The organism is Bradyrhizobium sp. CCGUVB4N, assembly GCF_024199945.1.
Lineage (GTDB): Bacteria > Pseudomonadota > Alphaproteobacteria > Rhizobiales > Xanthobacteraceae > Bradyrhizobium.
The window spans coordinates 7,980,524-7,993,059 of record NZ_JANADP010000001.1 but is presented as its reverse complement, the minus strand read 5'-3'; the positions used below and the strand labels follow the sequence as shown (position 1 = coordinate 7,993,059).

10 protein-coding genes and 1 pseudogene are annotated in these 12,536 nt (G+C 61.1%); 8 read left to right on the top strand and 3 right to left on the bottom strand.

From position 1 onward, the window contains the following. Nucleotides 1-82 precede the first annotated feature (82 nt). The 5 genes and pseudogenes from NLM31_RS37165 (at nucleotide 83) to NLM31_RS37150 (ending at nucleotide 5,220) form a co-directional block, all read left to right on the top strand. Nucleotides 83-1,231, top strand: a complete 1,149-nt coding sequence (locus NLM31_RS37165) for a DUF3047 domain-containing protein (RefSeq protein ID WP_254195458.1) — start codon at nucleotides 83-85, stop codon at nucleotides 1,229-1,231. Between the two features lie 301 nt (nucleotides 1,232-1,532). Beyond that, nucleotides 1,533-2,297 (top strand): class I SAM-dependent methyltransferase, encoded by a 765-nt coding sequence (locus NLM31_RS37160; protein ID WP_254195457.1) that lies wholly within the window; start codon nucleotides 1,533-1,535, stop codon nucleotides 2,295-2,297. A gap of 12 nt (nucleotides 2,298-2,309) precedes the next feature. Continuing rightward, nucleotides 2,310-2,422, top strand: a pseudogene (locus NLM31_RS43500) (transcription elongation factor); the annotation flags it as partial. 30 nt (nucleotides 2,423-2,452) lie between these two features. Next, entirely contained in the window at nucleotides 2,453-3,130 is a 678-nt protein-coding gene (locus tag NLM31_RS37155; protein ID WP_254195456.1) for a hypothetical protein, read from the top strand. Nucleotides 3,131-3,888: 758 nt separating this feature from the next. Further along, nucleotides 3,889-5,220 carry an integrase arm-type DNA-binding domain-containing protein gene (locus NLM31_RS37150; RefSeq protein WP_254195455.1) on the top strand — a complete coding sequence of 444 codons (1,332 nt, stop codon included), beginning with the start codon at nucleotides 3,889-3,891 and terminating at the stop codon, nucleotides 5,218-5,220. Nucleotides 5,221-5,412: 192 nt separating this feature from the next. Here NLM31_RS37150 and NLM31_RS37145 read toward each other — a convergent pair whose 3' ends face one another. From NLM31_RS37145 to NLM31_RS37135, 3 genes are all read right to left on the bottom strand, one after another. Further along, nucleotides 5,413-6,984: a hypothetical protein gene (locus tag NLM31_RS37145; protein ID WP_254195454.1), complete on the bottom strand. Its 1,572-nt coding sequence runs from the start codon at nucleotides 6,982-6,984 to the stop codon at nucleotides 5,413-5,415. A gap of 750 nt (nucleotides 6,985-7,734) precedes the next feature. Then, a complete protein-coding gene (locus tag NLM31_RS37140) occupies nucleotides 7,735-8,958 on the bottom strand; it encodes a type II toxin-antitoxin system HipA family toxin (RefSeq protein ID WP_254195453.1) in 1,224 nt (407 codons plus the stop codon). Further along, entirely contained in the window at nucleotides 8,951-9,529 is a 579-nt protein-coding gene (locus NLM31_RS37135) for a helix-turn-helix domain-containing protein (protein WP_254195452.1), read from the bottom strand. Before NLM31_RS37135 ends, NLM31_RS37140 begins: the two co-directional genes overlap by 8 nt. Nucleotides 9,530-10,026: 497 nt before the next feature. On the opposite strand from NLM31_RS37135, the gene NLM31_RS37130 reads away from it, so the two are divergent. The 3 genes from NLM31_RS37130 (at nucleotide 10,027) to NLM31_RS37120 (ending at nucleotide 12,459) form a co-directional block, all read left to right on the top strand. Next, nucleotides 10,027-10,425 carry a transposase gene (locus NLM31_RS37130; protein ID WP_254128299.1) on the top strand — a complete coding sequence of 133 codons (399 nt, stop codon included), beginning with the start codon at nucleotides 10,027-10,029 and terminating at the stop codon, nucleotides 10,423-10,425. Further along, entirely contained in the window at nucleotides 10,406-10,759 is a 354-nt protein-coding gene (gene tnpB / locus NLM31_RS37125) for an IS66 family insertion sequence element accessory protein TnpB (protein WP_027584880.1), read from the top strand. The genes NLM31_RS37130 and tnpB overlap by 20 nt, the downstream gene beginning before the upstream one ends. 125 nt (nucleotides 10,760-10,884) lie before the next feature. Further along, nucleotides 10,885-12,459 (top strand): IS66 family transposase, encoded by a 1,575-nt coding sequence (locus NLM31_RS37120; RefSeq protein ID WP_254128657.1) that lies wholly within the window; start codon nucleotides 10,885-10,887, stop codon nucleotides 12,457-12,459. Nucleotides 12,460-12,536 lie beyond the last annotated feature (77 nt).

Here is a 12,536-nt window from a genome sequence, read left to right as displayed (position 1 = left end):
GCGGTGGGGCAGGGAGGAATGCATGTGCTTTGCTTGTCTTGGCTTCTCGTCTCCAGCCGGGAAAATTTCCCGACGCGATGCCATGTGGCGTGCCTCGGCGCTCGGCCTGATGCTTCCCTTTGCACGCCCGGCGCTGCGAACAGTGCAAGCGGCGGAGCAGGGCGTTCAAGTCGATGTCGTGAGCGGCATCAAGGATCTCATTGCGAAGGCGAGTTCGGCGGAGCTGCTCGCCGCCAAGGCCTTCGAGATCAAGGGCGCCGATCTGCCATGGACCGATCTCGGGCTCGATGCGGCGCGCGGCCAGCAGGTGACGTTCCTCCTGGGCGGTCGCATGTGGCTGTCGCGCGATCACGATCTCTGGTTCGGCCCTGGCCTGGTCTTCCACGCGCGCACGCGCGGGCTGCGGCCGATGTACAATCCGATGCTGGACACGGGGACCATGACGGCCGCCCACGATGGACCGATCGAGGTCGCGCGCTCGGCCGCGGAATGGACCAATGAGGACGGCGCGCTGGGGACGCCGGAAGAGATCTACAGGAAGGCGGACGTCGCGATCACCGGCGTTGCCCTGCTGTGGCGCGGAGATGCGGCTGTCGGCGTCAGGAGCCTGCTGGCGCATGGCGACGTCGGCGGTCTGCTCAAGTCCGAGCTCGCGCGTCTCGAACGCGGCGGCAAGCTGCCTGCGGGGTGGTCGAACCTGCTTGGCTTCGGTGGCGGACAGGAAATCTTCAATCAGGGCGCAGACGGCGAGATCGTCTGCGACATCACGGGCCATGTCAGTATCATCGAGCGACCGCTGTCGCTTCCGTTGGCCTCCCGTCCGCGCCTTGCATGGCGCTGGAAGATCGATCAGCTGCCATCGGTCGTCGCGGAGGACCAGGCTGCGACCCACGATTATCTTTCGATCGGCGTGAAGTTCGAAGACGGGCAGGATCTGACATACATCTGGAGCGAACACCTGCCGGAGGGCAAGGTCTTCCGGTGTCCGTTGCCCGCCTGGACTGCGATCGAGACGCACATGATCGTCCGTTCCGGGAAGACCGACCTCGGAACCTGGCAAGCGCAGCAACGCGACGTGGCGTCAGACTACGCCGCCCATATCGGCGGATCGGCGAAAGCCATCGCGAAAATCTGGCTGCTCGCGGTCGCACCGTTTCAGCGCCGCCACGGCGCTTGTCGCTACGCCGATATCACGGTCATCACCGGCGACAACGTCGTGCACAAGATTTGAGCGAGACGCCCGACGGCGCCTCTCTCCGATGTGTCGCATTGTGGCGAAGATGCGCCGGTCCGAAGACTGGGGCGATGTCATTCGTGCGCTGGTCGAGAAGTTTCTGATCAAAGAAGCTGTAAGCGACGTCGCCAGGAACTCCGGATTTTCTTGCGATTGTCCCCGCGATGCCGGCTCGCCGGTTCATTCTGCTGTCAAGAGAAAACCTTAAGTTGCCCCTAATTTGAAACGATCTTAGCTTTGGAGCTGTCGGGCAAACACGCCAGTGAATTGAGGTTCGATAATGTCCTTGAGCAAGGCCTTGAATGAGCGACTAACGGAACTGAAATTTCATCCTGCCGTCCTTGCGGTCAGGCAGATCAAGAAGCGTCTGGCCGACAGCGGGCCCGCACTACGCCTCAAGTTCAACACGCAAAAGCGCGACGAGATCATCGGCGAGTACAAGCGCGGATCGAGCGTGCAGGACGTTATCGATTTCACCAAGCAGCATATGGGCACGGGCTCCTGCCAGATCGAGACGGAGATCTCGTCGGCCCTCGACTATATCGCAGCGTCCGCCCCGAAGCTCGTGGTTGAGATCGGCACGCTGAATGGTGGAACGTCCCTTCTGTTCGGACGATTTCTTCCGACGATGGAGACGATGATCTGCATCGATCTCCACGTGAAGAACAAGGAAATGCTGAAGCTGCTTGCGACGCCGAAGCAGTCATGGACCTTCTTCGACAAGCCGTCCTACGCCGACGATACCGTCAAGCGGGTCGAGAAGTTTCTGAATGGCAGGTTGATCGACGCGTTGTTCATCGACGGCGATCATCGCTATGAAGGCGTCAAGCAGGACTTTCTCTGCTACCGGCATTTCGTTCGCGAGGGCGGCATCATCCTGTTCCACGACATCTGCGAGTCCAGCGGCAACACCAGCGCCTGGGCCGGCGGCGTCCCGCAGCTGTGGCGCGAATTGTCGCCGCACTACGAGCACAAGGAATTCATCCAGAACCGCAGCCAGGAAGGCTTTGGCATCGGCGCGCTCAAATACACCAAGGCCGCAAATCCGTTTCCGTCGGCGTGAGGCTGGCGCAGGCGGAAGGCCTACGAGGTCGCGCAGCGGATCGAGGATGTCAACGAAAGGCGCCGTCGTTTGGCGGTGTGCTTTCGTGACCTCGTTATCTGGCTGCGCGGCTGCGCACGGCGCGACCCTTCCGCGAATCCATGTATGATGGTCGGATGAGACAGTTTCTGTCGGGAGCGTTGCCGTTTTACGCGTTGGCCGGATTGGCCATTTGCATGTACCTCGTCCTGTACAAGACGAACCTGTTCGACTTGAACGCCATCGTTCAGGACGCGACCGGCTCGTCCTGGTTTCCGGTCTTTATCTTCGTCTGCGTGCTCCTGGAGGCGGTCTTCCCGTATTTCGGCTATTTTCCCGGGACCGCCCTCATCCTGATGTCCGTGGCACTCAATCCAAAACCCGCGGATGTTTCCGTTTTTTTCGCGGCGTGGCTGGCCATCATCACGGGCGCCGTTCTGAGCTACGGACAGGCTCGTTTTTTCAGGCCGCTCTTGCAACGGGTTGCTTCGAAAGCCGCACTGAGCCGGTGTGAGTCACTCCTCGATGCCTACGGTCCTTACGCGCGAATTGCCTTGTTCGTTCATCCCAACGCTTGCGCGATGTATTTCACGGCAATCGGACTTCTCGGCCGGAACCTGACGCGGGAGCTCGCCTATCTCAGCGTGGGTGCGGCGGCCTCTGTGGGCATTCTGTTCGTCGTCGTGACCAGACTCGTGGCGTCGGTAGGCGCCACCGACGATGGGGAGTTGCAGGTGCTGCTGGCGGCAGCGCTGGTCGCCATCGGGACCCTCGTCGGTCTCTATGCGGCCTGGCGGCCGGCTCGGGCCGTGTGAGGCTTGAGGTCGCGTGCGCGTCAACCGGCGCGGTCTCGCTCCTTGCTTCGTCATTGCGAGGAGCTCGCGACAAAATTGCGTAGCAATTTTGCGCTGATGCGACGAAGCAATCCAGAATCCCTCCGCGGACAGACTCTGGATTGCTTCGCTACGCTCCTAATGACGACGCGGGGACATCCTCCTCATGGTGCCATCATGCCCCTGTTTTGCCCGACGGAGCAAGCGGAGATTCGGAAAAGTCGTAGCCCGATTGTCCGGCTGACGCCGGCTACTGTGCATGGGGTTGTTTTCGAGATTTCGACGGAGCGGAAGCAAGACGCCCCAGTCCGTCTACGCTCTTCGAGCTACGCCGGACACGCTTCGCCATCATTGGGCGTGGCTGCGCCACGCGAAGCCTTTTGGCGAAGCGTGGTGGGCGCACAAGGGATCGAACCTTGGACCTCTCCCGTGTGAACCACAATCCGTAGATCCAAGCGGACCCCACGTAGCCATAGTTCTGTCGAAATAATTCGTTTTATTACAGTGTCTTATGGCCGTTTAAGCCTCGGTGAGCCATGAGCGGCCATACTGCATTTTGTGTGCCCCTGTTGTGCCCCCTCAGATTTTTCCCTTGGGGCACAAAAATGAGGGTGGGTCTGAGCTACGGTCTCTCGGTCCTTCCTTTTTGGGGCACACAGTGAAGCTCGGAGAGCCGGTTCTGATAGGGCGCGATTTTCCCCTCGCGGGGCACGCCGGGGCACAAAGGCGGGGAAAGAGTCATGCCAGAGCCGACCAACCAGCTAACACTCACCGATGCGGTGATCCGCAACGCCACGCTGCCGCTCGGCAAGGCGCAGCATTATCTCCACGACGACAAGCTGCCCGGCCTCGCCCTGCGCATGCGCGCCACCGGCGGCCGGACCTGGGTCTACCTCTTCACCAAGCCGGGGGTGAGGGGGACCCAGCGCAAGACCCTCGGCCCGTGGCCCAAGTATAATGAGAAGGCCGCGCGCAAGGCTGCCACCATCGCCGCCGGCGAGGTGGTCAAGGGCATGGACCCCAACGATGCGAAACGCGAGGCGAAGCGACAACAGGCAGCCGAGAAGCAACGCACCACACTGGCGGACCTCATCGTCGAAGATGGTCCCTACCAGATGTCCTTGACCGGACGTCAGGTCGTCAACTGGAAGCCAGCCATGTCGGCATTGCGGCGCGGGCTCAAGCAGCACGCCGAGAGCGGCGTAGGGGACCTGACGCGGCGGCAAATCATGGCGGCAGTCGACCGCGTCGCCAAGACTGGCAAGCGCGGCGCGGCCAGGGACCTGCGCAAGCACACCCACACGTTCCTCGAATGGTGCGTCGGCGAGGGCTATGTCGACCACAATGTGCTGGCTGGCTATCGCGAGCCCAAGGAAACTCGTGCGCAGAGAGTGGGACGCCGAACGAAGGGCCGCGCACTGAGCGATGAAGAAATCATCAAGGTCTGGCATGCGTCCGGCAAGCTCGGCACTTTTGGGCTCCTGACAAGGATGTGCTTGCTCGGCGGCGCGCGCCGAAGCGAGCCGACCATCATCGAGTGGCAAAAGCACATCATGGACGACCGCGTCACCTTCGATGCGGCTTGGACCAAGATGGGTTTACACCACGATGTGCCGCGCACTCACCTCGTTGACGAGGTGCTCGCAGCAGCGAAACATTTCCAGCGGGCAACCTCCGACTATGTCTTCCCGTCACCAAAGACCGGCGGCCAGATGTCCGGCTTCACCAAGATGGTCAACCGCCTAGTCAAGGAAGCGAGCGTCGCCAAGTTCACCATGCATGACTTAAGGCGCAGCTTGCGCACCATCATGTCACGCTGCGGCTACGACAACGAAATCCAGCGGCTGTGTGTTGGGCAACAGCCAAGCGGAATCGATCAGGTCTACAATCACGACGAACAGTGGATCATCCGCAAAATGGCGTTCGAAGCGGCTCATGACTACATCGCGGAGTTGGTTGGCGCGATACGGGTCGGCAAGGTTGTGCGACTGCAGCGGACGAATCCACTCGACCCCATCAAGGCGGAGCTGCTCGGTCGTCTGCGCGAGCATTATGCAGCTGAGGGCACTTAGCTGTCTTTTCGCATTAGGCCAGATACCCCGATATGCCGATGTTCGCCGTCAGAGACTCAGTTTCGACACGCTCGACGGCACCGTCGGTGCCTTCGCGATGCGCGTTGCTCTATTTGACTAGGGACGCCCAGGCCGAGAAGGAGAGTCTTAAGGCGACCTCGTCCAAGGCCCGCGGGGTAGTTATGTTCACGATCATGGGCTGGCTCGCGCGGCGATGAAGCGAGGGTCCACTATCTCTGCAGTAGGGGAAGAAACAGACTTCTCAGTGCCTTGTCGTCGAAGGCGTCGCCCTCCTGCGGCTTGCTGCCGCCGAACGACGGTGAACTGGAGACGTCGGTCTCCTCCCCGCGCTTTGTGATGCTGTCCTCGACCTTCTTCACGGCGATCGATATCCGCCTGGGAGGCGATATTGACGCGTTCCGAGAGTTTGCGGATCGTGTCGAAATGTTCGTTGAGGGTCGACTCTGAATCCATCTCCTCGACGACCGAGCCGACGTTCTCGATCTCGTTTCTTATCGCGTCGTCGTGCGCGCGGAAGAGTCCGTCGGTAAGATGACGGCGCCAGTCGTCGACGGCATCGGATATCTTCTCCAGTTCGTCGGGGGTCATGGGCGATTCGAGCATGATGATGGCGGCGGCCTCGAGATGGTCGGCTATTTCGGAGGCGCCGGGAAGGTCCCCGAAATGGTCGTCGTCTCTCAGCTTGGCGATTAGTTCGACCGCTTCACCGCCGTCCCGCCACGAGTCCAACCCGTCGACCGGCGAACGTGCCAGGACGAGCGCGATGGCCGAGAAGCGGCCGTTCTCGGTCGCCGACCACCAATCTATCAGTAATCGGATGCGATCGGTGTTCGACAACCCCTTTGCATGCCGCGTGGGACCGTAATGTCCTCGAACGACCGTCCATGTCGGTTCCGTGGCGAACCGCTTCGCCGCGTCGACGAATGAAAGGCCGAGCTTCCGCTGCAAGATGTCCGACGGATCTAGGCGCGCGCCGAATTTCCAGACGGCCTGCGCCCAGTCGCTCTGTCGCGCGCCGCGGGCAATCTCGAGCAGGAGAGTCTTGTCCTCGAGATATCCTGTGAGATAGTCTCGCAGCGAAGGATTCACGAAACTGACCTGCGTGCCCCGTATCGTGACGAAGTCTCCCTCCAGCACCCTCAGGGATTCTTCGAAATCCTTTGGTCCGTGGCTCTCGCCGTATTTGGCGCAGAGTATCGGATGCATTCCTTCGTAGGACTCGCGCAGCTCATCGATGCTGACGCCATATTGCGAACCGAAGAAGAGCGCGATGAGCAGATGCTGCCGGGTTTTCGAGATGTGGCTGCGGAAGGCGATGTCCCACAATTGACCCGGATGGTCGAGGGCGTGCAGGAACGACACCGGATAGTCCTCGGCTGCGATCTCTTCGATGCGGCCGGCGTCGATCATCCATTCGACGATCCGGGGATTGTAGTTCTTGTGGTCGACGATCTTCGCGATGTCGCCGTCGACGAGTGCCGCGATGTGCCCTGCAGGCGTTTCGGCGGCGAGAAGATGGTTGTAGATGATGCGCGCCTTGATGCGCCGCGTGTATGCGCCCACGTCGAGGACGTATCGGCTTACGTCCAGACGCCGGTCCGCAAGATATTCCGAGACTTGGCGGGCCTCTGCGAGTATGTAGGCTCTCGTCGTGAGAATGAACCTTGCGTTCGGCGACTTGCGGACCCGCTTGATAAACCTGGCGAGTTCGGAGTCCTTGTGGGCCAGCGCATGACGATCCAACGCGACCTTGCCCAGGAAGTCGTCGAAGTTGGAATATCTGCTTTCCCTTGTCCTCGATCGCGGCCAGTCCGTCTTCGAGGCTCCTGATGGCGATCAGTTCCCAACCCTCGGCGAGATACGCGTAGCAGAGCATTTCCGCCAGCGTGGTTTTGCCGACGCCGGGGGGGCGATATTATGACCACATGGTTCGCCTCAAGCGTGTCGCGCGCTCCGTCGAAGCTCGGATTCGACGCGTAGATCCGGACCTTGGATTCGATCTCCTCCTTCGTGATCCTGTTGTAGGCGTGGGCCGCCGACCGCACGATGCGGTCTAGGACGGCGGCGTCGGACAGCCAGAGCTTGATGTGGGACTTGACGATGTCGGGATATTTGCGGAGTAGGGCGTTCAGGTCGCTCGGTCCCAGGATGTCCCCCTCGTCCGAGAGCGAGGAGCCTATCGCGTTGGCGAGTTCGGATTTGTTGTTCGGCGTGAGCGGGCATGACGTCGCTAGAATGTAGCGGCTGGGGGCCAGATCTTCGATGGCGCGTCGTTCGCGTTTCATCTGCGACTTGAGCGAGGCGTAGGAGGATCTTCCGTAGTGCTTCGCCTGCAGGATCGTGGCAGTGGCTCCTCGCGCATGGCGTCCGTCCATACCGCCGTCGGGGCCGGCCGCGAAGGCCTCGAACCGGACACCGAATTCGCGGCCGATGAGATCCGGACCAGATCCTCGAAGTCCGCCGGCGAGAGATTTCCGAAATCGTAGGTCACGTTCAGAGCTCGTTGTAGATCGGGATCGACGCGGCATGCGCATCGATGACTTCGACGACTCTTCGTTCCAGCGGGAGATCTGCCTTGCGCTCCGCCCAGATTTTCTTGAAGCGCTGGACTGTTTCCGCGGCCGTGTCGACTGCCAGCTGCTCCGATATCTTCGCCTTCGCAGCCAGATGCGTCAGCTCGTCCTTGGAGAATTCGGCCATCTTCTTCGTGCGCGAATAATTCAGCGCCATCTTGTCGTCCGGGATGTACGGAATGGTCGAGAGCAGATCGTAGGCGGGCGACAGGATCGGCGTTCGTCGGTCGGGGTAGATCAACGACCAGTTCTTCAGGTGCATGTCGGCGTTGCCGATCAGTGTGCTGAACACGAGTCGTCGGACGAACTCGGCGAGGCCGGCCTCGCCGGTCTCAATGCCGAGAACGCGCGCGATGCTCCGGTAGTTGGCCTTGTCGTATTTTTCGTCCGGAAAGACGCCGAATACCTGCGCGAAGTCCTCCATGTGGACCGCGCCATCGGCCGAGCGGTCGAATCGCTTCACGGCGAGCGCCCGCCCCTTCAGTTCGCCGATCCCCTCCGGAAGACCTTTGATTGCGTCGACGTCGATCAATTGAAGTTCGGGCACTTCCATGCCTATGTCCTTCGCCAGCGTCATCATGGAGTATTCGTTCTCAGGTACGCCGGGATACTGATGTGACGGCAGCTTGACGATCCATGAACCGCCGACACCTTCGACGGGAATGGTCAGGCCGCCCTTCTTGGGATCGTTCTTGAGCGCGGAGAACTTCAGCTGCACGCCCGCGAGCGAGAAGCGCAACATGTTCTGCCGTTCGTCGGGCGTGAGATCCTCCTCGACCTGGGGCGGCAACGCTTCCCCGTCCGCCGGATGGACCGATAGGGCGCCCGGAAGGTCCCGACCTAGCATCCATAGGAGGAAGAACTCGCGCCTTTCCTTCACACCCGCGCGTTCCGCGAGGTAGCGACGCAGTGGGCCTTCCGGCAGAAGGTTGGAGAAGAATGGCGGGAGGACTTGTTGATATGGTTTGAACGATGTGAGCAGGTTTCCGAACGAGTCCTTGAAGGACAGGCTCAAGGTGGAACGGTTGGCGTCATCGATGTAGTTCTGGTTGAAGGCGAGCAGCGAACGGTCGCCCTGTACGAGCGTGAGAGTCGCGATCGGGATGTCGTGGAGGCGTACGTTGAGGACGGATACCTCAGGCATCGTCGTCCTCGTCGTCGAGAGCGTAGGCGGGGCGGGGGGCTTCTACGGGATGAGCGATTCTATTGCGCAGACCCTGCAACACGCCTGCAGAATTATCCAGTACAGCCTTGGGTATCGGTTCGACCCGATAATGGCGTAGGGTTTCGACAATGTCTGCGACGAGTGCCAAGTCGGTTTTCGGAAGATTGATCTGCTTTAGAAAGCGGAAGCATTCGGCAATTCGGTCGAGCGCGGCGGAGCTGCCGTAGCGTTTCCTTTGACTGGAAACGATGCGTTCAGCCTTGGCGAAGAGATCAGACGATCCTTTGTCGGGGGAGAATTCGGTGGCGTTCGAGCGCAGTATGCCCTCTACTGCGGGAAGGAGTTTCTTGGGCACCAGCACGACCTCGAGATCCAGCGCCCTCGCCATCTGGATGAAACTGGATAGGCCCGGTTCGAGGCGGCCGGTCTCGATTTGCGATATGTGCGCCTGGGTCAATCCCGCGCGGACGGCCAGCGCGCGTTGGCTCATGTCTGCCTTTTCGCGTTGGGCGTGCACCGCTTTGATGAGCTCTTCGCTTTGGTACGACACGATACAAGATCCTAATCAAATAGCCTTCTTGATAAGTTATATATATCGTATTCGGAACTCTTACAAGGGAGTTCCGATAATTATTGTTATCAAATCTATACGAAGATAATTGAAATTATCAACTTCGGTGCCGGCTCAGAACCATTCTGGACCAGTGCAGCAGCCATGTGACCGCCGGCAGCCTCGCGAGCCCAGTGTCGTCGTGCCCGCCCGGCCTGTCCCTGCAGGTGTGGTCCAGACACCGCTGTCTGACATTCCGCCAGGTCGCATAGGGCTCGCACAGGTGACGGATCTCCACTCGCTCGCATCACGGAAAACCGGTGGCCGATGTCGGACTTCACCAGAGGCCGTATGTCGAGCGAAAACCAAGCGGAATCGATCACCTGTGCAATCACGACGAACAGCGGATCATCGGTAAGCGCTCCTTTCTACGCACCTATGCAGTTGAGCGCGGGGATGGGATGAGGTGTCCACCATGAGCGAGGTGGACACCATCGATGATCACTCCAGAAGAACCTTTGAGACTTGAGACGGTCGGCGTGTTGTGCAATGGCCGGCGTCGCTATGATCCGGCCAGCAAACAGCGACTGGTCGAGGCCTGTCTGCAGCCTGGCGTGTCGCTGGCGGGGCTGGCGTTGCAACACGGCGTGAACGCGAACCTGCTGCGCAAGTGGGTGGCCAAGCGACAACTTCAGAACGGGGATGACCAGCCGGAGGCGCGGGCGCCGATTGCGCCAGCTTTTATTCCGGTTTGCGCGACGGAGCGATCCTGTGCAGGGCGGCTGACGGCATCGATGCCCAACGGCGTGACGCTTTCGCTGGAAGGCGGCGACGCGCAGTTGCTGTCGGCGGTGATTGAAGCGCTGGGGCGTTGCGATGTTCCGACTGGCGTCTGATCTTCGGGTCTACCTTCACCGCGAACCGATTGACTTCCGGGCGGGCATCAACAGCCTGGCGATCGTGGTGGAGCAGTCGATGGGGCTGGATCCGTTCCAACGCGCGGTGTTCGCGTTCTGCAATCGTCGCCGCGACCGGATCAAGCTGCTGATTTATGATCGGTCAGGATTTTGGATGCTGCTGAAGCGGCTGGAGGCCGACAGATTCCACTGGCCCCGAAGTCAGGAGGCGGTGCTGACGCTGACGATGGAGGAGCTGCACTGGCTGCTTGACGGCATCAACATCGCGGCGATGCGTCGTCATCCGGTGCGGCAATATCAGAGCGTGGGCTGAGCGTGTTCGATGCGGGCGGCGTCATCGGGCTTCGGCATGGCCGTTCTCAGATGACGCCGCCGAAGACATGACGAAGACATGGGAGCCCGGTTGACGCGGCGGCATGACTTCGATTCAAGACTACGATGAGTCGCAAGCCCACGACGCACGAGCTGGAAGCCTTGATCGCGGCGCTGAAGGCCGAGAACGAGAAGCTCGCGCAGCGCGTGAGGCACCTTGAGGAGCAGTTGCGGCTGGAGCGGCTGCATCGCTACGCGCCACGCAGCGAGAAGCTCAAGGATCGCATCTTCAACGAAGCCGAACAGGCTTCCGCCGAAGAAGGCGCGGAACAGGACGATCTCGAACCGGCGGTCGTGCCGGATACGGGGCGGCCGGAGGGTGAGACGCCCGCGCCGAAGAAGCGCGGCCGCAAGCCTCTGCCGGCGGATCTGCCGCGCCAGCGTATCGAACATGATCTGCCCGAGGACCGGAAGGCCTGCCCGTGCTGCCGGAATCGGATGCACCGGATGGGCGAGAACGTCACCGAACAACTGCATATCGAGGTGAAGGCGACAGTGCTGCAGCACGTGCGGTTCAAGTACGCGTGCCGTCACTGCGAGCGCACTGCGCTGAACACCCCGATCGTGATCGCACCGATGCCGGCGCAGCCATTGCCGGGCAGCGTCGCCACGGCTTCGACGCTGGCGCTCGTGCTGGCCAACAAATACGTCGACGGCACGCCGCTGTATCGTCTGGCGGACGCGCTGGCACGCGCCAACGTCAGCGTCGGCCGCGGCGCCCTGGCCAATTGGGTGATCCGGTCGAGCGAATTGCACCTGCAACGCGTGTATGATGCGCTGAAGCAAACGCTCCGGTCGCAGCCTCTGATCCATGGCGACGAGACGTGGGTCAAGGTCCTCAAGGAGGACGGGCGGGATGCGCAGACCAAATCGTACATGTGGGTCTACCGCAGTGGCCAGGACAGCGCCCAGCCAGTCGTGTTGTTCGATTACCAGCCCGGTCGCGGCCAGGAGCATCCACAGGCCTTCCTGGCCAGTTGGGGCGGCCTGTTGATGAGCGACGGCTATGACGCCTGGCGCACGCTCTCCGGTGTCACTCATCTTGGCTGCATGGCGCACGCGCGCAGGAAATTTACCGACGCGCTCAAGGCGATGAAGAAGCCCGGCGGCCTCTCGTTGCAGGCACTCAGGTTCTTCGAGGCATTGTATGAGGTCGAGAGGCTGGCGCGCCAGACGCCGCCCGACGGCAAAACGCGCGCCGAATACGCCTTGCGGCTGCGCCAGCAGCACAGCGTCCCGGTCCTGGCTGCGTTCAAAAATTGGCTCGACGATCAGGCGCCGAACGTGCTGCCCGAAAGCCTGACCGGCAAGGCCATCGCCTATGCCCGCAACCAATGGGATTATCTGGCCCGCTACGCCAATGATGGCCTTGCGCCGATCGACAACAATGTTCTCGAACGCGACATCAGACCCTTTGTGACCGGAAGAAAAAACTGGTTGTTCAGCGACACCGTCGCCGGCGCAAAGGCCAGCGCGGTGATCTACAGCCTGGTGCTGACATGCCGGGCCTGTGACGTTGAGCCCTACGCCTGGCTATGTCACGTGCTCGCTGAACTGCCGCAGCGTCCGCCCGACGCCGACATCGAAGACCTGTTGCCATTCAACTTTGCCAAGCACGCAGAGACCGTCAACCCTGGCTGATCGCCTTAAAGCCAACAGGGACACTCCACCAATCAAAATCCCCGCCCTGCGCAGACGAGGAGATGATGCTGCACCGT